Origin of the sequence: Micromonospora sp. NPDC023633 (assembly GCF_040640035.1) — a bacterium.
In the GTDB taxonomy this organism is placed as follows: domain Bacteria; phylum Actinomycetota; class Actinomycetes; order Mycobacteriales; family Micromonosporaceae; genus Micromonospora.
The window spans coordinates 71052-96915 of the sequence record NZ_JBFABB010000012.1 but is presented as its reverse complement, the minus strand read 5'-3'; the positions used below and the strand labels follow the sequence as shown (position 1 = coordinate 96915).

The 25864-nt window shown below is 73.1% G+C and carries 19 protein-coding genes and 1 pseudogene; 9 read left to right on the top strand and 11 right to left on the bottom strand.

Features of this window, described 5'->3' with window-relative positions; translation table 11 throughout:
- Together AB0G13_RS05880 and AB0G13_RS05875 are read right to left on the bottom strand one after the other, a co-directional pair.
- A partial coding sequence (locus AB0G13_RS05880; RefSeq protein ID WP_357869464.1) for a transposase occupies positions 1 to 350 on the bottom strand: 350 nt, incomplete at its 3' end.
- A gap of 658 nt (positions 351 to 1008) precedes the next feature.
- The gene (locus AB0G13_RS05875; RefSeq protein WP_357869483.1) at positions 1009 to 2232 is read right to left on the bottom strand and encodes a multidrug effflux MFS transporter; all 1224 of its coding nucleotides are present in this window, start codon (positions 2230 to 2232) and stop codon (positions 1009 to 1011) included.
- Positions 2233 to 2511: 279 nt separating this feature from the next.
- On the opposite strand from AB0G13_RS05875, the gene AB0G13_RS05870 reads away from it, so the two are divergent.
- The 5 genes from AB0G13_RS05870 to AB0G13_RS05850 all read left to right on the top strand — a co-directional run bounded on the left by AB0G13_RS05870 (position 2512) and on the right by AB0G13_RS05850 (position 12232).
- Positions 2512 to 2892 carry a hypothetical protein gene (locus AB0G13_RS05870; RefSeq protein ID WP_357869461.1) on the top strand — a complete coding sequence of 127 codons (381 nt, stop codon included), beginning with the start codon at positions 2512 to 2514 and terminating at the stop codon, positions 2890 to 2892.
- Between the two features lie 346 nt (positions 2893 to 3238).
- Positions 3239 to 8701, top strand: coding sequence for a carboxyl transferase domain-containing protein (locus tag AB0G13_RS05865; protein ID WP_357869459.1), 5463 nt, complete (start codon positions 3239 to 3241; stop codon positions 8699 to 8701).
- A gap of 308 nt (positions 8702 to 9009) precedes the next feature.
- Complete coding sequence (locus AB0G13_RS05860) at positions 9010 to 9975, top strand: sugar ABC transporter permease (protein WP_357869457.1); 966 nt, start codon at positions 9010 to 9012, stop codon at positions 9973 to 9975.
- Positions 9972 to 10802 carry a carbohydrate ABC transporter permease gene (locus AB0G13_RS05855; protein ID WP_357869454.1) on the top strand — a complete coding sequence of 277 codons (831 nt, stop codon included), beginning with the start codon at positions 9972 to 9974 and terminating at the stop codon, positions 10800 to 10802. Before AB0G13_RS05860 ends, AB0G13_RS05855 begins: the two co-directional genes overlap by 4 nt.
- A 20-nt stretch (positions 10803 to 10822) precedes the next feature.
- Positions 10823 to 12232, top strand: coding sequence for an ABC transporter substrate-binding protein (locus tag AB0G13_RS05850; protein ID WP_357869452.1), 1410 nt, complete (start codon positions 10823 to 10825; stop codon positions 12230 to 12232).
- 60 nt (positions 12233 to 12292) lie between these two features.
- Here the strand turns inward: AB0G13_RS05850 and AB0G13_RS05845 are convergent, their stop codons facing one another.
- From AB0G13_RS05845 to AB0G13_RS05820, 6 genes are all read right to left on the bottom strand, one after another.
- Positions 12293 to 15268: a glycine--tRNA ligase gene (locus tag AB0G13_RS05845; RefSeq protein WP_357869480.1), complete on the bottom strand. Its 2976-nt coding sequence runs from the start codon at positions 15266 to 15268 to the stop codon at positions 12293 to 12295.
- 194 nt (positions 15269 to 15462) lie between these two features.
- Positions 15463 to 15639 (bottom strand): hypothetical protein, encoded by a 177-nt coding sequence (locus AB0G13_RS05840; protein ID WP_357869449.1) that lies wholly within the window; start codon positions 15637 to 15639, stop codon positions 15463 to 15465.
- Positions 15640 to 15731: 92 nt separating this feature from the next.
- Positions 15732 to 16325: a hypothetical protein gene (locus AB0G13_RS05835; protein WP_357869447.1), complete on the bottom strand. Its 594-nt coding sequence runs from the start codon at positions 16323 to 16325 to the stop codon at positions 15732 to 15734.
- Positions 16326 to 16428: 103 nt separating this feature from the next.
- Positions 16429 to 17721, bottom strand: coding sequence for a DUF6596 domain-containing protein (locus AB0G13_RS05830; RefSeq protein ID WP_357869444.1), 1293 nt, complete (start codon positions 17719 to 17721; stop codon positions 16429 to 16431).
- Positions 17722 to 17726: 5 nt separating this feature from the next.
- On the bottom strand, positions 17727 to 18068 hold the full coding sequence (locus AB0G13_RS05825) for a YciI family protein (protein WP_357869477.1): 342 nt from the start codon (positions 18066 to 18068) through the stop codon (positions 17727 to 17729).
- Between the two features lie 226 nt (positions 18069 to 18294).
- Positions 18295 to 20286 (bottom strand): SpoIIE family protein phosphatase, encoded by a 1992-nt coding sequence (locus tag AB0G13_RS05820; protein ID WP_357869442.1) that lies wholly within the window; start codon positions 20284 to 20286, stop codon positions 18295 to 18297.
- 287 nt (positions 20287 to 20573) lie between these two features.
- Here AB0G13_RS05820 and AB0G13_RS05815 point away from each other — a divergent pair, with 287 nt between their 5' ends.
- A complete protein-coding gene (locus AB0G13_RS05815; protein ID WP_357869437.1) occupies positions 20574 to 21689 on the top strand; it encodes a DUF4185 domain-containing protein in 1116 nt (371 codons plus the stop codon).
- 26 nt (positions 21690 to 21715) lie between these two features.
- On the opposite strand, the gene AB0G13_RS05810 is transcribed toward AB0G13_RS05815, so the two are convergent.
- The 3 genes from AB0G13_RS05810 to AB0G13_RS05800 form a co-directional block, all read right to left on the bottom strand.
- The gene (locus AB0G13_RS05810) at positions 21716 to 21985 is read right to left on the bottom strand and encodes a potassium transporter TrkA (RefSeq protein ID WP_357869434.1); all 270 of its coding nucleotides are present in this window, start codon (positions 21983 to 21985) and stop codon (positions 21716 to 21718) included.
- Between the two features lie 117 nt (positions 21986 to 22102).
- Complete coding sequence (locus AB0G13_RS05805; RefSeq protein ID WP_357869432.1) at positions 22103 to 22873, bottom strand: rod shape-determining protein; 771 nt, start codon at positions 22871 to 22873, stop codon at positions 22103 to 22105.
- A 144-nt stretch (positions 22874 to 23017) separates the two neighbouring features.
- Positions 23018 to 23224 (bottom strand): hypothetical protein, encoded by a 207-nt coding sequence (locus AB0G13_RS05800; protein ID WP_357869429.1) that lies wholly within the window; start codon positions 23222 to 23224, stop codon positions 23018 to 23020.
- Positions 23225 to 23455: 231 nt separating this feature from the next.
- Between AB0G13_RS05800 and AB0G13_RS05795 the strand changes: the two genes are divergently transcribed.
- The 3 genes and pseudogenes from AB0G13_RS05795 to AB0G13_RS05785 all read left to right on the top strand — a co-directional run bounded on the left by AB0G13_RS05795 (position 23456) and on the right by AB0G13_RS05785 (position 25835).
- The gene (locus AB0G13_RS05795) at positions 23456 to 23896 is read left to right on the top strand and encodes a hemerythrin domain-containing protein (RefSeq protein WP_357869474.1); all 441 of its coding nucleotides are present in this window, start codon (positions 23456 to 23458) and stop codon (positions 23894 to 23896) included.
- 30 nt (positions 23897 to 23926) lie between these two features.
- Positions 23927 to 24109: pseudogene (locus AB0G13_RS05790) on the top strand (MFS transporter); the annotation flags it as partial.
- 361 nt (positions 24110 to 24470) lie between these two features.
- Positions 24471 to 25835: an endo-1,4-beta-xylanase gene (locus AB0G13_RS05785; protein ID WP_357869427.1), complete on the top strand. Its 1365-nt coding sequence runs from the start codon at positions 24471 to 24473 to the stop codon at positions 25833 to 25835.
- Positions 25836 to 25864 lie beyond the last annotated feature (29 nt).

The following is a 25864-nucleotide window of genomic DNA, read 5'->3' as shown; positions in this document are numbered from 1 at the left end:
ATGGCGGTGCCCGCGAGGGTGGCCCTGGCGGCGGCGATGGCGTCGATCGGGTCGGACTTGCCCTTGGCCCGTCGGGTCCTGCGATCCGGGCGGTCAACCTCGACAACGGTGATCTTTTGCCTGGTCAGGTGGCGGGCCAGGCCAGCGCCGTAGCTGCCGGTGCCCTCGACCCCGACGGCTTTCAGCCGGCCGAACGAGCGCATCCAGGCCAGTAGGTCGGCATAGCCGGCGGCGGTCGCCGGGAACTGGGCGTCGCCCAGGAGCCCGCCCGTGCTGTCGATGACCGCCGCGTGATGGGTGTCGCGGTGCGTGTCGACACCACCGATCACCGATCGCTTCTTCGCTGCCATGCTGGTGAGGTCCGCCCTTCTCGGTCGCGTCGAGAACACGTGGACACGTCACCGGTCAGGCGATGCGGACAACACAGTGGTGGGCGCCTCTCGCACAGGCTCCTATCAAGTCACGACGCCTGGCCGGTGACATGCAGATGTCGGGGTCACCGAGTCGGCCGACGAATCGGGATAAAGACAGCAAGCGTCGGTCTGCCGGTGAGTCAGACCAACCCGGCGACCCACCCCACCATCCTCACTGTCTGCCATCGACCCGCCCATCCGGGGAGCGGGCCGCCCGCCCGGCCCGCCACGACGGGCGGACCGTGACGGCTCGTACGGACGCTGGCGGGTCGGGCGGTGGTCTGCTCGGCTCGCCCGGGTCGACGGTGGGCGGGCGAGGCGGGGCGGTTCGTCGCGGCAGACCTCGCGGTGGCGGGCGACAGCGTCGACGCGGTGGCCGACGACGCGTGGCGCCGCTTCGGGAGCTGATCCGCCTCCCCGTGCGGGCGGGGCACCACACCGCGCGCCCCGGCCGGTACCGGCTCGCACCGCGCCGTCGCGACAGCGACGAGGCGTTACGTGCCCCGTCCGGGCCAGCCGGCCGAGCGCGCGACGGATGCCCGCTTGCGCGCGATCCCGGCACGGCTGCCCCGGCGCGGACCGGTCCGCCGACAGCTCAGTGCGCCGCCAGGACCACCGCGTCCGGCTCGAGGCCGGCGAGCCGGGCCGGCCGCACGACGACGAGCAGGACCGCCGTCGCCGCCAGCATGCCCCCCGCGACGACGACGGCCATCGCGACCGCGCCGGTGCCCAGCACGCCCACCAGGGGCGCGGCCAACGCCCCGACGCCGAACTGCACGGCGCCGAGCAGGGCGGAGGCTGTACCGGCCGCCTCCCCGTGGCGGGACAGGGCCAGGGCCGGCGCGTTCGGCATCGCGAGGCCCGCCGCCGCGAGCACCACCCACAGCGACGCCAGCAGGCTCGGCAGCCCGCCGAGGCCGGTCACGGCGAAGGCGAGCAGCGCCAGTCCGGCCACGCTCCCCGCGCCCAGGGCGACGACGAGGATCCGCTGCGGCGAGTGGCGGCGCAGCAGCCGCACGTTGAACTGGGTCGCCGCGATCAGCCCGACCGCGCCCGCTCCGAAGGCGAACCCGAACTCCTGCTCGTCCAGGCCGTACTGCTCCTGCAGGACGAACGACGACCCGGCCACGTACGCGAACAGCGCCGCCATGGCCAGCCCGGCGACCAGGACCAGGCCCACGAACGTACGGTCGCGCAGCAGCGAGCCGTACAGCGCCATCGTCGCGACCACGCCGCCGCGCCGGCGCCGGTCGGGCGGCAGCGTCTCGGGGAGGCCGAGCGCGGCGACGACGACGAGCAGCACACCGAACGCGGCCAGCGCCACGAACACGCCGCGCCAGTCCGTCCAGCGCAGCACCCCGCCCCCGAGGGTCGGCGCGAGGATCGGTGCCGCCCCCATGACCAGCAGCAGCCGGGAGAGCAGCTTGGCGAAGGCCGCGCCGTCGAACAGGTCACGGACCACGGCCATCGCGACCACGGAGGCCGCGGCGACGCCGAGGCCCTGCACCACCCGCAACGCGCCGAGCACCGCGATGTTCGGCGCGACGACGCAGAGCAGCGACGCCACGACGTGCAGCGCGACGCCGGCGATCAGCGGCGCGCGCCGGCCGACGGCGTCGGACAGCGGGCCGATCAGCAACTGGCCGAGGGCGAGGCCCGCCAACGTGCCGGTGAGGGTCAGCTGGACCGCCGCCGACGTGGTCTGGAAGTCGGCGACGAGCGCGGGAAGCGCGGGCAGGTACATGTCGATGGTCAGCGGGCCCACCGCGGTCAGCGAGCCGAGGACGAGGACGAGTCGCAGGCGCTGCCGGGGGCTCATCAGGTCACCCCGCGTCAGTGGGGCTGCCGGCCCCTCGGGGGCGTCGACGGCGGCCGTCATCGGCTCGCCTCCGACCGGTCGGTGCGCAGCCGGGCTGGGAAGGGTGCAGGAATCACATCTGGCTGCAAACCCGGATCCGGTGATCTCATTCCCGCTTGGCGGTGAGGTAACCGAGCTCACAGCCCCGCCGGCCTGGTGGTCGCGGTGCGTCCGGCGGTCGCGCCCCGCGCGGCGGTTAGTCTGCGCGGGTGCGGGAGACGATGTTCTGGAGCAACTTCGATGGCTGACGCCGACGACGTCCGTCACCTGGCACGGGCACTGCCGCACGTGGTCGAGATCGACAGTGACGGCTTCGACTTCCGCGTCGCCGACAAGGGGTTCGTCTGGTCCTACCCGGAGCGCCGACCCGGTAGGCCGCGCCTCATCCGGACCGACGTCGCGGTGCTGTACGTCGGCGACGAGGCGGAGAAGCAGGCGTTGCTCCTCGGCGAGCCCGAGGTCTTCTTCACCACGCCCGCGTACGACGGGCTGCCCCTGGTCATGCTGCGGCTGGCGCAGGTGACCCTGGATCGTCTGAGGGAACTCGTCACCGACGCGTGGCGCATGCGTGCCCCGGACCCGCTCGCCGGCGACCTCGACGACGGCACTGGTCCTTCCTGAGCGCCCGCTCCTCGCGCCGTGGTCGGCCCGCACGCTCCGGCGGCGACGCCGCACGACGCCGCGCGAGCACGGCCGCCGGCCCGCGGCGGCGCCGGTCGACACGGACCCGTCAGTAACATCTGAGCACGATGGGAGCACCCTCCCACGAAGTGGAAGACCGCAGCACATGCCGGGAAACGATCAAGGCCATTCGCGGCATTTTGGCTGGTCACGGCCGTGATGCCCGGCGCTCGCCGCAGGGACTCGGCCCCCTGACCTTTTGATCCACAGGCAGAAGGGTGGACACTGCCGAAGGTGCCGCCGCGTCGCGGCGCACGCATCATTGGTCTAAAGGAGGGCTCGGTCGGTGTTCAGTCGTGTCGCCATCGTCAACCGTGGTGAGGCCGCCATGCGGCTCATCCACGCCGTACGGGACATCGCCGCGGAGACCGGGACACGGATCGAGACCGTCGCCCTGCACACCGACGTCGACCGTACGGCCACCTTCGTCCGCGAGGCGGACCTGTCCTACGACCTCGGTCCCGCGTCCGCGCGCCCGTACCTCGACCTGAAGGTGCTGGAGCGCGCGCTGGTGGAGACCGGGGCCGACGCCGCGTGGGTCGGCTGGGGCTTCGTCGCCGAGGACCCGGCGTTCGCGGAGCTGTGCGGGAAGGTCGGAGTCACCTTCGTCGGACCGAGCGCGGAGGCCATGCGCAAGCTCGGCGACAAGATCGGCGCGAAGCTGCTCGCCGAGGAGGTCGGCGTACCGGTCGCGCCGTGGAGCCGCGGCGCGGTCGAGACCCTGGACGCCGCCCTGGCGGCGGCGGCCGAGATCGGCTACCCGCTGATGCTGAAGGCGACCGCCGGCGGCGGCGGGCGCGGCATCCGCGTGATCACGAACGAGGCCGAGCTCGCCGACGCCTACGAGCGCACCAGCCAGGAGGCCGCGCGGGCGTTCGGCAGCGGTGTCGTGTTCCTGGAGCGCCTGGTCACCGGGGCCCGGCACGTCGAGGTCCAGGTGATCGCCGACGGCCAGGGCACCGCGTGGGCGCTCGGGGTCCGCGACTGCTCGGTGCAGCGGCGCAACCAGAAGGTCATCGAGGAGTCGGCGTCGCCGGTGCTCGGTCCCGAGCAGACGGCCGAACTCAAGGCGTCGGCCGAACGGCTGGCTGTCGCGGTCGGTTACCGCGGCGCGGCGACCGTGGAGTTCCTCTACCACCCCGGCGACGAGCTGTTCGCGTTCCTCGAGGTCAACACCCGCCTGCAGGTCGAGCACCCGATCACCGAGTCCACCACGGGATTCGACCTGGTCAAGGCGCAGCTGCACGTGGCCTCGGGCGGGCGGCTCGAGGGCGAGCCGCCGGTGGAGCGCGGCCACGCCATCGAGGCCCGGCTGAACGCCGAGGACCCCGACCGCGACTTCGCGCCCTCCCCCGGCCGCATCGCCCGGCTGGACCTGCCCGCCGGTCCGGGCATCCGCGTGGACACCGGCGTCAGCGAGGGCGACACCATCCCCGCCGACTTCGACTCGATGATCGCGAAGATCATCGCGTACGGCCGCGACCGCGACGAGGCGCTCGGCAGGCTGCGCCGGGCGATGGCGCAGACCACGGTGATCATCGAGGGCGGCGCGACGAACAAGAGCTTCGTGCTCGACCTGCTCGACCAGCCGGAGGTGATCGACGCCAGCGCGGACACCGGCTGGATCGACCGCGTCCGGGGCGAGGGCAGGCTCGTGACGCACCGACACTCCGCCGTCGCGCTGGCGGCCGCCGCCATCGAGGCGTACGAGGAGGAGGAACGCGTCGAGCGGCAGCGGCTGCTGTCGACGGCGTTCGGCGGGCGCCCGCAGGTGCAGCACGAGAGCGGCCGGCCGCTCGACCTCAAGCTGCGGGGCGTCGGCTACCGCGTGCGCGTCGCGCGGGTGGGCGCGCACCGGTTCCGTGTCGGCATCGAGGCGGGTACGACCGTCCGCACCGCCGACGTCGAGCTCGACCGCTTCGACCGGCACACCGGGCAGATCCTCGTCAACGGCGCCCGGTACCGCCTGCTCATCGGCACGCACGGCCCGATCCACCTGGTCGAGGTCGACGGCGTGGCGCACCGGGTCAGCCGCGACGAGGGCGGCGTCCTCCGTTCGCCCTCGCCCGCGCTGGTCGTCGCCACGCCGCTGAAGGTCGGCGCCGAGGTCGAGGCGGGCGCGCCGGTGCTGGTGCTGGAGAGCATGAAGATGGAGACGGTGCTGCGGGCGCCGTTCAAGGCGCGGCTGAAGGAATGCGTCGTGGCCGTGGGCACCCAGGTGGAGACGGGTGCGCCGCTGCTGCGGCTGGAGCCGCTCGCCGACGACGCCGAGGCCGGTGAGACCTCGGTCGGCGAGGCCGTCGAGCTGGACCTGCCCGCCGCGCCCGCGACCGTCCCCGCGCGGGAGCGCGCCACGCGCGGCCAGGAGGACCTGCGCAGCCTGCTGCTCGGCTTCGACGTCGACCCGCACGACGAGCGCCGGCTGCTCGACGACTACCTCGCCGCCCGCCGGGAGGCCACCGAGGACGGCCACCGGCCGCTGGCCGAGGAACTCGGCCTCATCGACGTGTTCGCCGACCTCACCGAGCTGAGCCGCAACCGGCCGACGGGCGAGGACGGCGGCGGTGCCGGCCACGTGCCCAGCGCCCGCGAGTACTTCCACACCTACCTGCAGTGCCTCGACGTCGACCGGGCCGGGCTGCCGGAGGCGTTCCAGGCCAAGCTCGCCAAGGCGCTCGGGCACTACGGCGTCACCGAGCTGGAGCGCTCCCCCGAGCTCGAAGCCGCCGTGTTCCGGATCTTCCTCGCCCAGCAGCGCGCGTCCGCCGACGCCACGGTCGTCGCGACGTTGCTGCGCGCCTGGCTGCGGGAGCCGCCGCCGGACGAGTCGCTGCGCGAGCCGGCCGGTCTCGCGCTGGAGCGGCTGGTGGCCGCGACGCAGGTCCGCTTCCCCGTGGTCTGCGACCTCGCGCGCGGCGTGGTGTTCGCCTGGTTCGCCCAGCCGCTGCTGCGCCGCAACCGCGCCCGCGTCTACGCCGACGTCCGTCGGCACCTGCGCCACCTGGACGCGCACCCGGACGCGCCGGACCGCGCCGAGCGCATCGCCGAGATGGTGCGCTCCACCGAGCCGCTGGTGCGGCTGCTCGGTCAGCGGCTCGTCCGCGACCATCTCGACAACGCGGTCATGCTGGAGGTGCTGACCCGGCGGTACTACGGCAACAAGGGCCTCACCGACGTCCGCACCAGCGAGGTCGAGGGCTGCACGTTCGTCGTCGCCGAGCGTACGGACTCGTGCGTGGTCTCCTGCGCGGTGCGCTTCGATGCGCTGGGCAGCGCGCTGCGCGGCCTCACGGAGCTGGCGAGCGACCACGACGCCATCGACGTCGACGTCTATCTGGCCTGGGAGAACCAGCCGGCGGACTTCGACGCGATGGCGGCGGCGCTGCACGAGGTCGTCAGCGCGCACCCGCTGCCGAACCAGGTCCGCAGGCTGACCACCACCGTCGCGGGTCGCAGCGGCGCGGTGATGCACCACCACTTCACGTTCCGTCCGTCGACCGTCGGGATGATCGAGGAGCGGCTGATCCGCGGCCTGCACCCGTACATCGCGCAGCGGATGCAGATGGAGCGGCTGAGCGAGTTCGACCTCACCCGGCTGCCGTCGTCGGACGAGGAGGTCTACCTCTTCCAGTGCGTGGCGCGGGAGAACCCGTCGGACGACCGCCTCGTCGCGTTCGCACAGGTACGCGACCTGACCGAGCTGCGCGAGCACGACGGCCGGCTGGTCGCGCTGCCGACGGCCGAGGACGTCCTCGCCACCTGCCTCGACTCGATCCGCCGCGCGCAGTCGCGGCGGCCGTCGAAGAAGCGCTTCAGCACCAACCGGATCGTGGTCTACGTCTGGCCGCCGAGCGACCTCACCCGCGCGGAGCTGAAGATGATCGCCCGGCGCGTGCTGCCGACGACCGCGGGCGCCGGGCTGGAGGAGATCCTGTTCATCGCGCGCCAGCGCGACCGGCGGACCGGCGAACTCACCAAGATCGCCGTACGCATCTCCTTCGACGCCACCGGCGGCACCGAGCTGACCGTCGGCGAGCCGTCGGACGAGCCGGTCGAGCCGCTCGACGACTACCGGCAGAAGGTGCTGCGCGCGAGCAGCCGCAACGCGGTGTACCCGTACGAGCTGACCGGCCTGCTCGGCAACTTCGTCGAGCACGACCTCGACGACGACCACGCGCTGGTGCCGGTCGACCGGCCGAAGGGGCGCAACAGCGCGGCGATCGTCGCGGGCGTGGTGACCACGCCGACCCGGCGGCACCCGCAGGGCGTCACCAGGGTCGTGCTGCTCGGTGACCCGACGAAGGCGCTCGGCGCGCTGTCGGAGCCGGAGTGCCGCCGCGTGATCGCCGCGCTGGACCTGGCCGAGCGGATGCAGGTGCCCCTGGAGTGGTACGCGCTGTCCGCGGGCGCCCGGATCTCGATGGAGTCGGGCACGGAGAACATGGACTGGGTGGCCGCGGCACTCAAGCGGATCGTCGAGTTCACCCAGGACGGCGGCGAGATCAACATCGTGGTCGCGGGCATCACCGTCGGTGCGCAGCCGTACTGGAACGCCGAGGCGACGATGCTGATGCACACCAAGGGCGTCCTGGTGATGACGCCGGACTCGGCGATGGTGCTCACCGGCAAGCAGTCGCTCGACTTCTCCGGTGGGGTGTCGGCCGAGGACAACTTCGGCATCGGCGGCTACGACCGGGTAATGGGCCCGAACGGGCAGGCGCAGTACTGGGCGCCGAACCTGACCGCCGCGCGGGACGTGCTGATGGCGCACTACGAGCACACGTACGTCGCACCCGGCGAGGAGGGGCCGCGGCGGGCGAGGACGACCGACCCCGTCGACCGCGACATCTCCGACTTCCCGCACGTCGTGGTGGGCAGCGACTTCACCACCGTCGGCGAGATCTTCTCCGCCGAGGCCAACCCGGACCGTAAGAAGCCGTTCGACATCCGGACCGTGATGCGGGCGCTCTCCGACCAGGACCACCCGGTGCTGGAACGGTGGGCGGGCATGGCCGACGCGGAGACCGTGGCGGTGCAGGACGTACATCTCGGCGGCATGCCGGTGTGCCTGATCGGCATCGAGTCACGGGCGGTGCCGCGGCGCGGGTTCCCGCCCACCGACGGCCCGGACACCTACACCGCGGGCACGCTGTTCCCGCGGTCGTCGAAGAAGGCCGCGCGGGCGATCAACGCGGCCAGCGGCAACCGGCCGCTGGTGGTGCTGGCGAACCTGTCGGGCTTCGACGGCTCGCCGGAGTCGATGCGGAAGCTGCAGCTGGAGTACGGCGCCGAGATCGGCCGCGCGATCGTGAACTTCCGCGGGCCCATCGTGTTCTGCGTCATCTCGCGGTACCACGGGGGCGCGTTCGTGGTCTTCTCGAAGGCGCTGAACCCGAACATGACCGTGCTCGCGCTGGAAGGCTCGTTCGCCTCGGTGCTCGGCGGCGCCCCCGCCGCCGCGGTGGTGTTCTCCGGCGACGTCAACGCCCGTACCGCGGCCGACCCGCGCGTGCGGGAGCTGGAGGCCCGCGTCGCGGCCGCCTCCGGCACGGACCGGGCGGCGTTGACCGCGGAGCTCGACGAGCTGCGCTCGTCGGTGCGCGTGGAGAAGCTCGGCGAGGTGGCCGCGGAGTTCGACCGGGTGCACAACATCCAGCGCGCGGTCGAGGTCGGCTCCGTCGACGCCGTCGTCCGCGCGGCGGAACTGCGCCCGCGCATCATCGAGGCCATCGAGGCCCGCCTGCGCTGACGGTGGCGCGCCACGGCGGGGTCCTCGCCGTCGCCGTGGCGCGCCACGCCAGCCTGCTCACACGCCGGGCGCCTGTACCGGTGCGGACGCGTCCCGCGTCCGTGCCGGTGCGGGCGCCTTCTGCGTCGCGCCTCACCGGCGGCGCACGGCGGTACGGGGTGCGCCGAGCGGCACCTGGCTTCGACGCCCTCCCGGCGATCCGCATCGGATTCGACCGACAGGCGCTCGATGAACACGGCATGTACGGCGCCTTACACGCCCATGACCAAATGATGTCTATCCTTCGATGTCGTTGGTAGGGTGCTGCGGTGCCTCCCCCTTCCACCGTCGGCGCGCCACCGGGCGACCGCTCCCTGACCCCCGCGTCCGCGCCCTCCACCGCCCGACAGGTACGGCGCGCACGCTTCGGCGAATCCGGTCTCGCCTGGCTGATGCTGCTGCCCTCGGTGGCGGTCTTCGCCCTGTTCGTCTTCTGGCCGCTCGGGCGGACGCTGTACCTGTCGGTGCACGGCAACGACATCTTCGGCGCCGCGTCGGAGTACGTCGGCGCGGCGCACTACCGGGACATGCTGTCCGCGGAGTTCGGCGGGGTGCTGGCCACGACGGCGCTGTTCACGCTCTTCTCGGTGGTGCCGGCCGTGCTGGGGGCGCTCTTCGTGGTGCTGCTGCTGGAGGCGCGCATCCGCGGCGTACGGGCGCTGCGCACCGCGTTCGCGCTGCCGTTCGCGTTCTCGGTGGCGACCGCGTCGGTCATCTTCGCCGTCATCTACAACCCCGCGATCGGGGTGGCGAACGGCCTGCTCGGCTCCCTCGGGATCGACCGGGTCAACTGGCTCACCGACCCGTCGATCGCGCTGCCCGCCGTCTGCGCCGCGACGGTGTGGATGAACTTCGGCTACAACATCCTCGTGCTCTCCGCCGGGGTCTCGGCGATCTCGCCCGAGGTGGTCGAGGCGGCGCGGCTGGACGGCGCGACCGGCTGGCGGCTGGCGTCGCGGATCACCGTGCCGCTGCTCTCCCCGCAGCTGTTCTTCCTCGTCGTGGTCTCCACGATCCACGCCCTGCAGAGCTTCGGGCAGATCCACATCCTGACCAAGGGCGGGCCGGACCAGGCCACGACGACCCTGGTCTACTCGATCTACGAGAAGGCGTTCGCCTTCGGTTCCTCCGACTTCGGCGCGGCCAGCGCGCAGGCCGTCGTGCTGCTGGTCATCATGCTCGGCTGCACGGCCGTCCAATTCGGCGTCCTCGAACGGCGGGTCCACTACCGATGAAAAAGCTCAACCTCGGGCGGGTCGCCGTCTACGTCGTGCTCGGCCTGGCCGCGATCCCCGTGCTGTTCCCGGTCTACTACGGCTTCGTCGGCGCCGTGATGGGCCCCGGCGACCTGGCGACCTACCCGCCCGCGTTGGTGCCGAGCGCGCTGCACTGGCAGAACGTCACCGACGTGTTCCGCTCGGTGCCGCTCGGCCGCTTCTACGCGAACTCCGCCGTGCAGGCCGGGGTCATCACGGTGGCGCAGGTCGTGACCAGCATCTTCGCCGCGTACGCCTTCGCGTTCCTCCGCCTGCCCGCGAAGGCGGCGACGTTCAGCCTGTTCCTCGCCACCCTCATGGTGCCGTGGGAAGCGATCATCATCCCCAACTACCTGGCCATCTCCGACTGGGGCCTGACGCGGGGCGGGCTGACGTACCTCGGCCTGGTGCTGCCCTTCCTCGCCTCGGCGTTCGGCACGTTCCTGCTGCGCCAGGCGTTCCTGCAGTTCCCGACCGAGCTGCGCGACGCCGCGGTGATCGACGGGTGCGGCCACTGGCGGCTGCTGTGGCGGGTCATCGTGCCGCTGTCCAAGCCCTCCATCGCGGCGGTCGGGGTCTACGTCTTCCTCTCGGCCTGGAACCAGTACTTCTGGCCGCTGATCCTGATCCGCGACACCGAGTTCCAGACGCTGCAGATCGGCATCTCCCAGCTCAACGACGCCGAGGCGGCGCAGCCGGGTCTCGTCCTCGCCGGCGTCGCGCTGTCGCTGCTGCCCACACTGGCCGTCGTGATCTTCGGCCAGCGCTACATCGTCCGCGGGCTGACCGCCGGGGCGCTGCGTTGAACCATCGAGAAGGAGAAGCAATGAGAAGACCTCGGCTCCGCCGGACCGCGGCGGCGTTCGTCGCCGTCGTGGCCGCCGCCGCGCTCACGGCCTGCGGCGACTCCGGGTCCGGCACCGACGGCGGCAGCGGCGCGCTCGACGCGCCCGGCGCCGAGGTGCTGGAGAAGGCCACGGACAAGACCACGATCGAGTTCTGGCACGCGATGAAGGGGGCCAACGCCACCGCCGTCGACCAGCTCGTGGCCGACTTCAACGCCCAGAGCGGGGGCAAGGTCGAGGTCAAGGCGGTCTTCCAGGGCAGCTACGACGAGACGATCGCGAAGTACAAGGCGTCGGTGCAGCAGAAGAGCACGCCGGCCCTGGTGCAGATCTACGACATCGGCAGCCGCTTCATGGTCGACTCGAAGCAGGTCGTCCCGATGCACAAGTTCATCGAGAAGGACGGCTTCAACGCCGGCGACATCGAGCCGAACATCGCCAGCTACTACTCGGTCGACGGCAAGCTGTGGTCGATGCCGTTCAACTCCTCGACGCCGCTGCTGTACCTCAACAAGGAGGCGTTCGAGCGGGCCGGCCTCGACCCGACGAAGCCGCCGAAGGACCTCACCGAGATCGGCGAGCTGGCGAAGAAGCTCACGGTCAAGGACGCCAGCGGCAAGACCGTCCAGTACGGCTTCAACGCCGCCATCTACGGCTGGCTGGTGGAGCAGCTGCTCGCCACTGACGGCAAGGAGTACTGCGACAACGGCAACGGGCGCAAGGGCCTCGCCACGAAGGTGCAGTTCGACCAGGAGACGGCCGTGCGCGTCGCGCAGTGGTGGACGGACCTGGTGAAGGGCGGCTACGCGACGAACACCGGCCGCAAGACCGACGACGCCCAGGCGGCCTTCAAGTCGGGCACGGTCGCCATGCACCTGGAGTCCACCAGCGTGCTGCGCGGCTACGTCGACGCCGCGAAGGGCAAGTTCACCGTGCTCACCGCCCCGTACCCGAAGGTGAGCAGCTCCTCCACGGGCGGGCCGATCATCGGCGGCGCCTCGCTGTGGATCAACGGTGTCGGCCACAGCGACAAGGAGAAGCGGGCCGCCTGGGAGTTCGTGAAGTTCGCCTCCGGCCCGGTCCAGCAGGCCAAGTGGCACACCAGCACCGGGTACGTGCCGATCAACGCCAAGGCGCTCGACGAGCAGATCGACAAGGACTGGATGGCGAAGTTCCCCCAGTTCCGCACCGCGGTCGACCAGCTGCACGCGCTGCCGCCGTCGGTCGCGTCGGCCGGGTGCCTGCTGGGCGTGATGCCGCAGGCCCGCAAGGCGTCCGAGGACGGCCTCGAGGCGGCGATCGTCGGTAGCAAGCCGGCCGAGCAGGCCATGAAGGACGCCGCAGCGAGCGTGCAGAGCGCCATCGACAGTTACAACAAGTCGGTCGGCTGACCACCGCGTCACCGCGGGCCACCCGGGTGGCCCGCGGTGACGGCGTCCGCCGCGCCGCCGCTACGCGCCGCGCAGGTGCTCCCAGTACAGGGCCGGCGTCCCGAGATCCGCGACGGCGGCGAGCAGCCCCAGCCGGGCCGCGCGCACCTCGGGCTCGTGGGCCATCACGAACACGTCCTCGAAGAACGCCGTCACCGCCGCGTTCAGCTCGCGGGTGTCGCGGGCGAACGCGGCCAGGTCGGTCACGTCCCCGAGCGACCCGGCGACGGCCTGCAGCGCCCCGTGCAGGCGCAGCTCCGCCGGTTCGCTCAGCACCTCGGCGGCGTACGTCGGGGCGGTGCCGGCCGGCACGATGCGGCGGATCCGCTGCATCGTCTCCACCAGCCGCCGGAAGTCCTCGTCGTCCTCGAGCTGCTGCAGCCGGCGCAACAGCGCGTCGACCAGGGCCGGCCGGTCGCTGTGCAGCATGACGGCGCGGGCCCGGTCCACCGGGACGCCCTCCTCCGACAGTGCCTGCTCCAGGCGCCGGCCGAGGAACTCGCCGATCCCGTCGAGCACCGCGTCCGGCACGTCGACCGGCTGCTGTGCCGCGGCGATGCGCAACCCGTCCACGAGCGACAGCGGGAACAGCACCGCAGTGGCCCGGTGCACCGCCTGCAGGCCCAGCGCCGCCCGGCGCAGCGCGTACTGGTCGCTGCTCCCGGTCGGCAGGCCCACCGTCGCGGCGAGGCCGCACAGGTAGTCGAGGCGGTCGGCCAGGGAGAGGATCGCGCCGGCCGGCGTGGCCGGCAGGGTGTCGCCCGCGCTGCGCGGAAGCTCCACCTCCAGCAGGGCCTGCGCGACCGGCTCCGGCTTGCCCGCGCCGAGCGCGTACTCGCGGGCCATGACACCGGCCAGGCTGGTCAGCTCGGTCACCATCTGCGAGCCCAGGTCGAACTTGACCAGCTCACGGGCCTGGTCGAGGACCGCCCGGTCGGCGGCGTCGAGGTCGACCGCGTCGGCCAGCCGGGCCGCGATGGCACTGATCCGGTCGGCCCGGTCGCGCATCGAGCCGAGCTTGTCGGCGAAGGTCAGCGTCGTCAGTCGGGTCCGCATCTGCTCCGGCGCCACCTCGGAGTCGGCGACGAAGAAGAACGACGCGTCTTCGAACCGGGCGCGCAGCACGCCCTCGTTGCCGGCCCGCACGACGTCCTCGTCGATCGCGCCGTTGGCGATGGTGACGAAGTACGGCTGCAGCCCGCCGTCCTGGTCGCGCACGGGCAGGTAGCGCTGGTGCTTGCGCATGACCGTGGTCAGGATCGCGTGCGGCACGCGCAGGTAGTCCACCTCGAACGAGCCCAGCACCGGGGTCGGCGCCTCGACCAGGTAGGCGATCTGGTCGAGCAGGGCGGCCTCACCGTCGACGTCGACGTGACCGCCGACCGAGGCGGCGAGCTTGACCGCGCCCTCGACGATCGTCTCCCGGCGGGCCTGCGTGCTCAGCACGATGCCGGCCGCGGCCAACTTGTCGGTGAACTCCTCGGCGGAGGCGACGTCGAACTGCGGTTGGGCGCTGCTGCGCAGCACCCGGGTCGTGCGGCCGGCGGCCAGCGCGCCGACCGTGAAGGGCACGACCTCGTCGCCCCAGAGGGCGGCGATCCAGCGGATCGGCCGGGTGAACGACAGCTGCGGGTCGGACCAGCGCATGTTCTTCGCCGAGCGCAGCGTCCCGACGGCGGTGGCGAGCGCGCCGGAGAGCGCGGTCAGCACGTCCCGGCCCTGCTCCTTGCGGACGACCGCCAGGTAGGTGACGCCGTCCACGTCGACGCGCTCCAGGGCGTCGACGTCGGTCTTCTGCGACCGCGCGAAGCCGAGGGCGGCGGGGGTGGGCGACCCGTCGGGACCGAACGCGGCGGTGAGCCGCGGGCCACGCACGATCCGCTCGTGGTCCGCCTCGCGGGCGGCCACGTCGTCGACCACGGCGACCAGCCGGCGGGGCGTGGCGTCGACGGCGATGACGCCGTGCTCCAGGCGGGTCGTGGCCAGCGCCTCCGTGACCAGCGTCCGGAGCTGGGTGACGGCCGAGCGGGCCTCGCTCGGCGGCATCTCCTCGACGCCGACCTCGAGGACCAGGCGGCGGGCGCCGGTGCCGGCGGCCGGGGTGACCGCCGGCGCGGCGGCGGGCTCGGCGGCGGAGGCCACGCCCAGCGGGTGCTCCAGCTCGGCCCGGCGCTCGACCCACAGTTCGGCGACGGCGGCGGACATCTTGCGCATGCGGGCGAACTCGGCGGTCCGCTCGGCGGTCGAGATCGCGCCCCGGGCGTCGAGCACGTTGAAGGCGTGGGAGCACTTGAGCACGAAGGTGTGCGCGGGGATGGGCAGCCGCAGGTCGATCATCCGCTGGGCCTCGGCGGCGAAGAGGTCGAGCATCCGGCGGGTCGACTCGACGTCGGCGTCGTCGAGGGCGTAACGGGACATCTCGTACTCGGACTGCCCGAACACCTCGCCGTAGGTCACCCCGGGGGCGTAGCGGATCTCCTTGAAGTGGCGGACGCCCTGGAGCGCCATGAGGATGCGCTCGATGCCGTAGGTGATCTCGACGGAGACCGGCTTGAGGTTCACCCCGCCGGCCTGCTGGAAGTAGGTGAACTGGGTGATCTCCAGCCCGTCCAGCCAGACCTCCCAGCCCAGACCCCAGGCGCCCAGGGCGGGCGAGGCCCAGTTGTCCTCGACGAAGCGGACGTCGTGCTCGTGCACGTCGATGCCGAGCGCCGCCAGGCTGCCGAGGTAGAGCTCCTGGGCGTTGCCCGGCTCCGGCTTGATGATCACCTGGTACTGGGTGTGGCACTGGATGCGGTTCGGGTTCTCGCCGTAGCGCGCGTCGTCGGGACGCACGGACGGCTCGACGTAGGCGACCCGCCACGGCTCGGGACCGAGGACACGCAGGAACGTGGCAGGGTTGAGCGTTCCGGCACCCACCTCGGTGTTCATCGGCTGTACGGTCAGGCACCCCTGCCCGATCCAGTACTCGTCGAGGCGGGCAAGCGCGTCCTGCATCGTCAGCACGGGTTACAACTCCATCTCTGCCGCTGGGGCACCCGGCCGCGACCGTGCGCGGCCCGGGGTCTGGGCAGTCTATCGTCCGGGTGATCCGGGACTGACGGGATATTCCCCCCTGGCCAGGCTCCGGCGGTCCGTCTTGCCGTGCGCGGTCAGCGGCATCGCCGCCACCTGCACGAAGCGCGAGGGGATCATGTGCTCGGGCAGCGTGGCCCGCAGCGCCGCTGGCAGGCGGTGATGTCCTCGTCGGCCGTGCGGTACGCCGTCAGCGACCGGGCTCCCCCGGCGCCGGTCTCGACCTGCACGGCCACCGACAGCACCCCGGGCAGTACGCCCACCGGATGCAGGTGACCGTCGAGGTCCACCACGTAGGCGGTGGAGTTGGGGACGGGCGATCCGATGAGGGCGCCCCGGTTCTCGAAGGTCCCGCACGAACGACCAGACCGCCGCGCGCCCGAACTCAGCCGGCGAACGGTGGCAGCGCCGCGAAGCCGGGGTGCAGCTCGACCTGCCAGGCGAGCTGGGCCATCACCTGGCGCACCCGGGTCAGTGGGTGCTGCGGGAATCGCGCGTCGTACGCCGGGTCGTCGGCGACGTGCGACGGCAGGCCGCCCTCGCCGTCGGACCCGTACGGGTGGGGCCTGAAGTAGTTCGCGGGGCCGACCTGGCCCATGACCGTCGCCTCCCGCTGGCCGAACGCCCCGCTCTCGGCGGCCTGCACCCGCAACACCGCGCTGCACGCGGCCTTCGGCACGATGTAGCTGCCCAGGAATGCCTGGCCGTGCGGCTGGTTGGGCAGCTTGACCTTGACGATCTGGCGGAGCGCCGGCTGGCCGCCGACCGGCGTGACGTCGGCCTCGATCAGCGCGCCGCCCTGGGCCGCCGCCATCTTCGCCATCCCCCGCTGCAGCGCGGCCGGATCCGTCAGCGGGGCGGGCAGGTCGGGAACCAGGTTGAAGAAGGTCGCCTGGATCACGATCCGCTCGTCGTTGGCCCAGCTGTCCGCGGCCACCTGGTTGAACCCGGCAAGGAGGAAGTGCCCGAAGGGATGCATGGGCTCCGATCGTGCCAGATCATCTGCGCCCTGGGCCGGGCGGGCGGCACCTCCCCTCTCCCGCCCGCACGGTGCGTCACGTCCCGGGCTCGGCCGGGCGTCGTCACGTTCCCGACGGGCGGGGCCGCTCGATCGCCTCCAGCCTGCGTCGCAGGAGGGCCCGCTCGGGTCCGGTGCCGGCCAGGCCGAGCGCCTCCCGGTACGCCTCGGCGGCCTCGGCGTGCCGGCCGAGGCGGTGCAGCAGGTCGGCCCGGGCGGCCGGGTAGGGGTGGTGCCCCCGCAGCAGCGGTTCGTCGGCCAGCTCGTCCAGCAGCGCCAGGCCCGCCCCCGGGCCGTCGCGCATCGCCACGGCGGCGGCCCGGTTCAGCGCCACGACCGGGGACGGCGCGAGGGCTAGCAGCACGTCGTAGAGCGCCACGATCTGCGGCCAGTCGGTGGTGGCGAGGTCCGCCGCCTCGACGTGCAGGGCGGCGATCGCGGCCTGCACGCCGTACGGGCCGGGCGGGCCGCCGGTCAGCGCGACGGGCACCAGGTCGAGGCCCTCGGCGATCATCGGGCGGTCCCAGCGGCCCCGGTCCTGCTCGTCGAGCAGCACCAGTTCGTCGTTCGGGCCGGTGCGGGCGTCGCGGCGGGCGTGGACCAGCAGCATGAGCGCGAGCAGCCCGGCGACCTCCCGTTCGGCGGGCAGCAACCGGCGCAGGATCCGGGCCAGCCGGATGGCCTCCTCGGCGAGGTCGAGCCGCTGCAGACGCGGGCCGCCGCTGGCCGCGTAGCCCTCGGTGAAGATCGAGTACACGGCCTGGAGCACTCCCGGCAGCCGCTGCGGCAACTCCTGCGCGTCGGGCACGCGGAACGGGATCCGGGCCTCGTGGATCTTCTTCTTCGCCCGGGTGATCCGCTTGGCCATCGTCGCCGTCGGCACCAGGAAGGCCCGGGCCACCTCGGGCGTGGTGAGCCCGGCCAGGTAGCGCAGGGTCAGCGCCCCGCGGTCCTCGGCCGCGAGCGCCGGGTGCGCGCAGGTGAAGAAGAGCTGGAGCCGCTCGTCCGGCAGCCCGCCGCCCGTCCCCGCGGCGGGGGCGGGGTCCGCCCGGTCCGCCTCCGCCTGGAGGATGGCCAGCCGCGCGGCGAGGGCCTGGTCCCGGCGCAGCCGGTCGACCGCCCTGCGGCGCGCCGTGGTCATCAGCCAGGCGCCGGGCCTGGGCGGAACGCCGTCGACCGGCCACCGCGCCAGCGCCGCCTCGACGGCCTCGGAGGTGACCTCCTCGGCCAGGTCGAGGTCGCCGAAGCGGCGGACGAGGGCCGCCAGCAGTCGACCGCGTTCCTCACGGAACACCGCCTCCACGACCGCCGCCGGAGCCTCGTCCGTCCCCCCGGTGTCGGCGGGCGCTCCGCCCACCGCGCTCAGCTCCCGAACTCGGCGACCGGCCGGACCACGACGGAGCCGCCTCCGCGCGCGCCGGGGCAGCGCGCCGCCCAGTCGAGCGCGACGTCGAGATCCGGCACGTCGATCACGTAGAAGCCGCCGAGGATCTCACGGGTCTCGGCGAACGGGCCGTCGGTGACGGTCCGCCTGCCGTCCTGGCCGACCCGCACCGTGGTGGCGGTGACCAGGTCCGCCAGCGACTCGCCGGAGACCAGGATCCCCGCCTCGCGCACCTGCTTGTCGTAGGCCATCCAGTCGCCGACGTCGCACCCGTCGGCCCCGCCGTCCTCGCCGACCGCACCCGCGTTGATGAGCAACATGTACTTCACGATCCGACTCCCTCGTGTCGCGTCCCCTGTCGTACGGCGCGACCGCCGTACGACCTCACTACGGACGGGAGACGGCCGATTGGACAGCCCGCCCGGGTTTTTTTCCGGGTCGGGGTCCGGCGCGGGCCCGTACCCGTGGCGGCCCGCCGACTCGGGCGCCGCCACCGGGATGCCTCCCGTGGCGGCGACCGACCACGCGGCGGGCGGCTCCGTCCGACTACCGGTGGTGCCCGGTGTCGCTTCCGCTCGCGGTGGCCTCCGGCAGCAGGTGCCCCAGCCCGGTCAGTTCCAGTACCCCGTGCGCCGGGCTCTGCCCGGTGGCGGTGACGCGCAGGCTCGTGATGATCCGACCGACCTCGTGCAGGATCTTCACGCCGGTGCTGCTCAGGTGGGTGACCGGCGTGAGGTCGATGGTCAGCGGCAGGCTGCCGCCGCGGCTGGCCTGCATGATCGCGGCGCGCAGCTGTGGGCCGGTGACCAGGTCCACCGGCCCCTGCACCCGCAGCACCCGACCCGTCGGTGTCTCGATGACGGCGACCGCGAACTCCTCGACGACGGTGGCCTGCTTGTGGGGGCCGGCCGCCTGGGCGGTGGCCACGGTGGTGACGTTGGTGGCCTGGCCGATGTGGTGGTGCATGCTGACGGTGGTGCCCGCCTCGGTGTGCCGGACCTCCGCCCGGTCGACGAGCCCGCGGATCATCGTCAGTCCACGGCCGCGGCCCCCCGGGTCGGGGACCGGTGGCCGCCATCGTCCCTGGTCGGTGCAGGTGACGTGCACGACGCCCTGGTCGTCCAGGGTGCCGTGCACCGTGAACGTCCCGGTCGTCCCGCTCGGGTAGGCGTGGTCGATGGCGTTGGTCGCGGCCTCCCCCGCGGCGTGGACGAGGTCGCTCGTGTCCGGGCCGCTGGCCCCGATCCGGGTGAGCCAGTCGCTCATCTGCCGACGCATCGGGCGCAGCGCCGTCGTGTCGGCGGGAAGGGTCAGGTGCAGGGGCGCGACGGGCTTCGGCAGGAGGTGGGCGGCGAGGAGCGTGGTGTCGTCGCCGAAGCCGCCGCCGGCCAGGGCGAGGCGCTCCGTGACCAGGGTGCAGATTCGGTCGGGTAGCCGCTGCGGGACGGTGGTGGCCTCGGTCAACATTCCTCGCCGAGCTGCCGCGGCGGTGTCCGCCAGGACGCGGGCGCCCTCGCGCAGGCTCTGCCGGGGTCGCTCGATCAGGCCGTCGGTGTAGAGCAGCAGAACGTCGTCGGCCCGCAGCTGGCAGGCGTGGACCGGGACGGGGCCGGCTCCGGTGCCCAGGGGTCCCGCGGGCGCCAGCGGCAGGTACCGGCTGTCGCCGCTGGCGTCGATCACCAGCGGCGCCGGGTGTCCGTGGCTGGCCGCCTCGAGCGCCCCGCTGGTGGGGTCGAGCACCGCGAGGCAGGTGGTGGCGGCCCGGGTCGCGGGGGTGCGCGCCGCGAAGTCGTCCAGGGCGGCCAGCACCTGCGGCAGGGCGCCCCCCGACTGCAACGCCTGCCGGGCGACCGTGCGGAGTTGACCCATGGCCGCCGCGGCCGTGGCGCCGTGCCCGACGACGTCGCCGACGGTCAGCGCGAGCCGCCCGTCGGGCAGGGGGACCGCGTCGAACCAGTCCCCGCCGGCGACCAGGTCGCTGCTCGCGACGAGGTAGTGCGCGGCGACCTGGACGTTCGGCAGGACGGGCAGCAGGTCGGGCAGGAGGCTGCGTTGCAGCTCCAGGACCAGGCCGGCGGCCTGACGGTAGCGGCGTTCGGCGGTGGCGGCGGCGGTTTCGGCAGCCTGCCGGGCGGCCACCACACCGGTGGCGTCGACGGCCTGCACGATCACCCCGCGCACCGAGCCGTCCGGGTTGTGCCACGGCGCCATGTCGAACGTGTAGAAGGCTTCCGTCAGCCTGCCGTCGCCGTCCCGGTCGGTCAGCACGCGCTGCTCGTAGCCGTGCGAACGGATGCCGTGCAGGGCCTGGTCGAGCAGTTCGAAGATGTGCTGGCCGGCGAGTTCCGGCACCGCCTGCCGGAAGGGCTCACCGATCAGGCCGCTGCGGTTGCCGACGGCGGCGCGCACCGCCGGATTCGCGGCCACCACCCGCAGCTCGGGCCCCTCGAAGATCCACACGAATCCGGGCAGCTGCTCGAAGCCGTCGAGCACCGCCTGCGGATCGCCGGAAGACCAGCCTGTATGCGGATCGGCCACAGACGCTTACCCCTCACCCGTGCGCACCAGCAGCACCCTGTCATGCCCGCGCTGGCCCCGTCCAATCCGCCACGTGCAACGTCGCCGTCGACTAGTCCGGCGACCGGGCCCCGCCGCCGGTCCGCAGGGTGGCGTCGGGGCGCACCGGCGCTCCTTGACCATGCCGGCCGGTTGGCCGTAGGTTCCAGCAATACATCGACATCGATAGTTTGATGCGACCGGCGCGCCCGATCCGGTCCCCCACGTCCGCGGCCCTGCGGGCCCTCTCGCGACAAGCAAGGACGGTCATGACGATCACCCGCCGCTCGCTGCTCGGTACCGTCGCCGCGGCCGGCCTGGCCACCGCCGTCGCGCCGGTCCTCGCCCCCGGCACGGCCCGGGCCGCCTCCTGGAAGAAGCGCCTCACCGGCGCCGACCTGGACACCAACCACCGGTGGCGGGTCGCGGGCACGGACCTCGGCATCCCGTACGTGCTGGAGAACGGCTCGATCGGCTACCTGTTCGGCGACACGTTCGACACCCCGTGGCCCGAGGGCCCGCCGCTGCCCAACGACTGGCGCTCACCGGTGATGCTGCGCTCCGCCGTGCACCCCGGCGCCGCCGGTGGGATCGTCTTCGACAGCGCCGCCCGCGTCGCGGGCAACGGCCGGGCCCCGGAGCTGATGCACAACGGCCACCACGGGATCGGCATCGACGGCCTCTGGGAGGTGACCGTCATCCCCAACGACGGCATCGCCTTCCCGGAGACCGGCCGCCAGCTCGTGTCGTACATGAGCATCGAGAACTGGCACTCCGCCGGCCCGGCCGGGCCGCACTGGCGGTCGCGCTACGCGGGGCTGGCCTACAGCGACAACGGCAACGACTTCATCCGTACGCCGCTGAAGTGGTGGAACGACGGCGCCAACACCGACCCGTTCCAGATGTGGACGATGCAGCGCGACGGGGACTGGGTGTACGTCTTCTCGGTGCGCGCCGGCCGCCAGCACGGGCCGATGATGCTGCGCCGGGTCCGCTGGGACCGGCTGTTCTTCCCCGAGTCGTACGAGGGCTGGGGTTTCGACGGCGGCAACTGGGGCTGGGGGCGCCCGTGCACGCCGATCCTGACCGGCCGCTTCGGCGAGCCCTCGGTGCGGCGGCTCGCCGACGGCACCTGGGTGATGTCCTACCTGAACTGCGCCACCGGGTGCATCGTCACGCGCACGGCGGACGGGCCGGACCGGGTCTGGACGCCGGAGCGGATCCAGGTGACCTCCTGGCAGGAGCCCGGGCTCTACGGCGGTTTCATCCACCCGTGGTCCAGCCGGCAACCCAACGACCTGCACCTGATGGTCTCGAAGTGGACCAGGACACCCGACAACCGGAGCACCGCCTACCACGTCAGCCAGTTCGTCGGCTCGGCGTGACCCCTCCCCCTGCCGGACGGGCGGGCTTACCCGCCGGCGGGTGGGGTAGTCGTGCGGGCGTCGGGCCCGGTGACGGTGACGGTGACGTCGAGCAGGCCCAGCAGTCCGGCCAAGGCGACGGCCTCGTCGCGTTCGAGGGTGATGCTCCGCGTGGCGTCGGGGTCGTCGCCGTCGGGGTAGACCAGCTCACGCCGGCCGCCGGCGTGGTGGGTCACCACCCCGATGCGCAGTCCCGCGTCGGTGGTGAACATGCGGCGGAACCCGATTCCGGGCAGGGGGGTCAGTTCGACGTCCATCGGAACTCCAGGTGGTGGAAAGGTCGAGGCGGTTCGGGCCCCGGCCGGGCAGCCGGCCGGTGGGCGGCGACGGCCGCGCGGCGCCGCCCCGGGGCGCCGTGCGGCACCGCCCGAGCATCAGCCGGTGAGCAGCAGGCGCAGGCCGGCGAGCGTGGCCAGGTGCGGGTCGGCGGGCATCGTGACGATCCGACCGGTCAGCGCGGCCAGTCGGGCCCCGAGTTCCGGGTGCGCCGCCCCGCCGCCGGTGATCAGCAGCCGACGTCGTCCCGGCCACGCCGGCCGGGCGCCCAGGCGTCGTACGGCGGCGGCGATCAGCGGCACCTGGTCGAGGGCGTTGGGCACGTCGACGCGCTCGGCCGCCTCGACCGCGCGGTCGGCGATGCGGGCGATCTCGGTGCGGCCGTGTCCGATGTCGACGGCGACCACGTCGTCGCCGTCGAGGTCGGCCCGACAGGCCAGGGCGGCGGCCAGCGGCTCCTCCACCGTGGCGACGCGCCCGCCGAAGGCCCGGCGAACCACCGCGACCAGGAGGTCCTTCTGTCGCAACGTGGCGGTGGCCGGCACGCCGACCACGACCGGGGAGACGTCGTCACCGGGCCGTCCGCTCGCCGCGGCCACCACCCGCAGCAGGTGTACGCAGGCGAAGAAGTCGGCCACCACGCCGTGCCGCACCGGCCACAGCAGCTTCGTGTCGCCGGTGTCGCGCAGGTCGATGGCGGCCCGCCCGACGGCCTGGGCGCCGGAGGACGTCCACGCGACGACGGCGGGCTCGGTGACGACCGTGCCGGACGCCGGTGTCCACAGCCGCACCGTCGAGGTGCCCAGGTCCAGGGCGACGGGATGCCGCAGGCCGAGGCGGGCGTACGCGCCGGGGGTCAGCACGGTCACCGCCCCCGCGCCGGGGCGGTGTACGCCCCGGGCCGGGGTCCGTCGTTGACGGACCGGGGCAGGATGGATCGGTCATGATGCGGGGTCGGCATGGTGCTCCAAGCCACGGGCCCGCGTCATGCGACGCGGGGAGGCGGACGGGCTTCAGACGGCGAACGTCGGCCCGGGCGGAGCGCGGTCGGCCGACCACGCGGGCACGCAGCCGGGGACGGCCCGCCGCGCGCGCCGGAACACGATGCACAGCCCGACGGAGCGGGCCGCGGACAGCACCATGACCAGCACGGTCAGCATCAGCAGCGCCGGCAGCGAGACCCGCTTGCCGACGCGGCGGAGGCCGTGCCGATCCTGCATGCCGACACCATAGCCGGGCGACCTGCCGATCGACCACGCCGTCGCCAGGCGGGGCGGCCGTCCGCCGGATGCGCCCGGCGGTCGGCGCGCTGGTGGGGCGCGGCGTCGACCGCCGGCTCCGACGGTCCGGGCCCGTCGTCCCGGTGTACCGGGCCCATCGGCCCTGCCGACCGTGCCGCAGCCGCGCCGAGGATGGGACCGGACGTCGTCGTGATCCGGGAGATGATCAGCGTGTGCAACTACTGCGGCTGCCGGGAGTTCCCCCTGATCGGCCGGCTCTCCGCCGAGCACGAGGCGATCGCCAACGCCGCCGGCCGGGTGCGTGACGCGGTGCGGGCCGGCGGCGCGGACGCGCTGGCGGCGCTCGACTCCCTGCTGGCCCTGCTGATCCCGCACACCGCCACCGAGGAGGAGGGGCTCTTCGTCGAACTGCGGGCGGAGGGCAGCCTGGCCGACGCGGTGGAGAAGCTCTGCGCCGAACACGAGGACATCCACGGGGTGCTCGGCGCGGTCGACCGTACGGCGCCGAACTGGCCGGCGGTGCTGGTCGCGTTGGACCGGCTCCACCGGCACATCGACAACGAGGAGCACGGACTCTTCCCGGCCGCGGTGATCGCGCTGCCCATCCCGGCCTGGGACCGGATCACCCCGGCGGCCGGCGCCGCGCGATAGGTCACGGCCGGACCCGTCACGCCCGGCGCGGTCACCGGGCTGGTCGGCGCCGCGGGCGGGCTCGGCGGGTTCGTCCCGCCGCTGGTGATGGGCCGGGTGTACGGCGTGCAGGGGTCGTACGCAATCGGCCTGATGCTGCTCTCCGACGTGGCGCTGGCCGCGGCGGTGTTCACGGCGGTGAAGATGGGCGGCCTGGCCAGGCGTGAGGCCTGATCGCCGGACGGCCGGGCCCGACACCACCCCGACGCGTTACGGAAGCACTCCGAAAAAACCAAGCCGACGGGCACTCAGGCTGATCGCACGAGGATCGGTGTGGGTGCCGGTCGCGCTTCGTCCCGCCCGCTGACCTGCTGGGCAGCTCGAGCCCCTCGGAGTGATCCCCCCATAGGCTATCGATAGTTTTCCGGAAATTCTTGCTCACCCGCGCGTCGCGCTGCCATACTCCACATCCATCGGGGTCGATGACAGCAGCTCGCGAACGTTTCGGTGCAGACCGCCGAGCGGCCTCGATCAGGCACACCCCCACCACACCGGTCCGCCCCGACGGCGCGGACCGCCCCCCGAAGGAGCGAAGATGATCGAGAGGTGCCGCCGGGACACCCGGCCGAGATCGCGCTCGCGCGCACGCGCGGCCCTCGCCGTCGCGGCAGTGGGACTGCTCGCCGCGACCGGCGTCACGGTCCTGCCCGGCGCGGCGAGCGCCGGCACCACCTTGGGCGCGTCGGCGGCGGAGCGCGGCCGCTACTTCGGCACCGCCGTCGCCGCCAACAAGCTCAGCGACAACACCTACGTCACGATCCTCAACCGCGAGTTCAACTCGGTGACGCCCGAGAACGAGATGAAGATCGACGCCACCGAGCCGCAGCAGAACCAGTTCACCTTCGCCAACGCCGACCGGATCGTCAGCCACGCCCGCAGCCGGGGCATGAGCGTGCGGGGCCACACCCTGGCCTGGCACTCGCAGCAGCCCGGGTGGATGCAGAACATGAGCGGCAGCGCGCTGCGCCAGGCGATGCTCCACCACGTCACCCAGGTGGCCACCCACTTCCGTGGTCAGGTGGTGGCCTGGGACGTGGTGAACGAGGCGTTCGCCGACGGCGGCAGCGGGGCCCGGCGTGACTCGAACCTCCAGCGCACCGGCAACGACTGGATCGAGGCGGCGTTCCGGGCCGCCCGGGCCGCCGACCCCGGCGCCAAGCTCTGCTACAACGACTACAACACCGACGACTGGAGCCACGCCAAGACCCAGGCCGTCTACGCCATGGTCCGCGACTTCAAGCAGCGTGGCGTCCCGATCGACTGCGTGGGCTTCCAGTCGCACTTCAACAGCGGCTCGCCCTACCCGGGCAACTACCGCACCACCCTGTCCAGCTTCGCGGCGCTCGGCGTCGACATCCAGATCACCGAGCTGGACATCGCCGGGGCCTCGGCCACCACGTACCGCAACGTGGTCAACGACTGCCTCGCGGTCGCCCGGTGCACCGGCATCACCGTCTGGGGGATCCGGGACAGCGACTCCTGGCGGGCCTCCGACAGCCCGCTGCTGTTCGACAACGGCGGCAACCGCAAGCCCGCGTACGACGCGGTCCTCGCCGCCCTGAACAACGGCACTCCCCCGCCGACCACGCCGCCGCCGACGACCGGCCCGACCACCCCGCCGCCGGGCGGAAGCTGCACCGCCACCCTGCGCGACGGCACCCGGTGGGGCGACCGGTTCAACAGCGAGGTCACGGTCAGCGGCGCCACCAACTGGACCGTGGTCGTCGAGGTGACGCCCCCGCAGAAGGTCTCCGCCACCTGGAACGGCACCCCGAGCTGGGACGGCAGCGGGAACGTCATGAGCATGCGGTCCAACGGCAGCGGCAACGTCTTCGGGTTCACCACGATGGCCAACGGCACCTGGACGCGCCCGCTGGTGCGCTCCTGCACCGCCTCCTGAGCGTCGGGTGACCGAACGGCCCCGGGACG

Bases quoted from the DNA above. Each gene is read 5' to 3' on its own strand.
- AB0G13_RS05875 (WP_357869483.1), bottom strand. From the start codon at position 2,232: ATGAGCCCCCGGCAGCGCCTGCGACTCGTCCTCGTCCTCGGCTCGCTG.
- AB0G13_RS05870 (WP_357869461.1), top strand. From the start codon at position 2,512: ATGGCTGACGCCGACGACGTCCGTCACCTGGCACGGGCACTGCCGCAC.
- AB0G13_RS05855 (WP_357869454.1), top strand. From the start codon at position 9,972: ATGAAAAAGCTCAACCTCGGGCGGGTCGCCGTCTACGTCGTGCTCGGC.
- AB0G13_RS05850 (WP_357869452.1), top strand. From the start codon at position 10,823: ATGAGAAGACCTCGGCTCCGCCGGACCGCGGCGGCGTTCGTCGCCGTC.
- AB0G13_RS05845 (WP_357869480.1), bottom strand. From the start codon at position 15,268: ATGCAGGACGCGCTTGCCCGCCTCGACGAGTACTGGATCGGGCAGGGG.
- AB0G13_RS05835 (WP_357869447.1), bottom strand. From the start codon at position 16,325: ATGCATCCCTTCGGGCACTTCCTCCTTGCCGGGTTCAACCAGGTGGCC.
- AB0G13_RS05825 (WP_357869477.1), bottom strand. From the start codon at position 18,068: ATGTTGCTCATCAACGCGGGTGCGGTCGGCGAGGACGGCGGGGCCGAC.
- AB0G13_RS05815 (WP_357869437.1), top strand. From the start codon at position 20,574: ATGACGATCACCCGCCGCTCGCTGCTCGGTACCGTCGCCGCGGCCGGC.
- AB0G13_RS05810 (WP_357869434.1), bottom strand. From the start codon at position 21,985: ATGGACGTCGAACTGACCCCCCTGCCCGGAATCGGGTTCCGCCGCATG.
- AB0G13_RS05800 (WP_357869429.1), bottom strand. From the start codon at position 23,224: ATGCAGGATCGGCACGGCCTCCGCCGCGTCGGCAAGCGGGTCTCGCTG.
- AB0G13_RS05785 (WP_357869427.1), top strand. From the start codon at position 24,471: ATGATCGAGAGGTGCCGCCGGGACACCCGGCCGAGATCGCGCTCGCGC.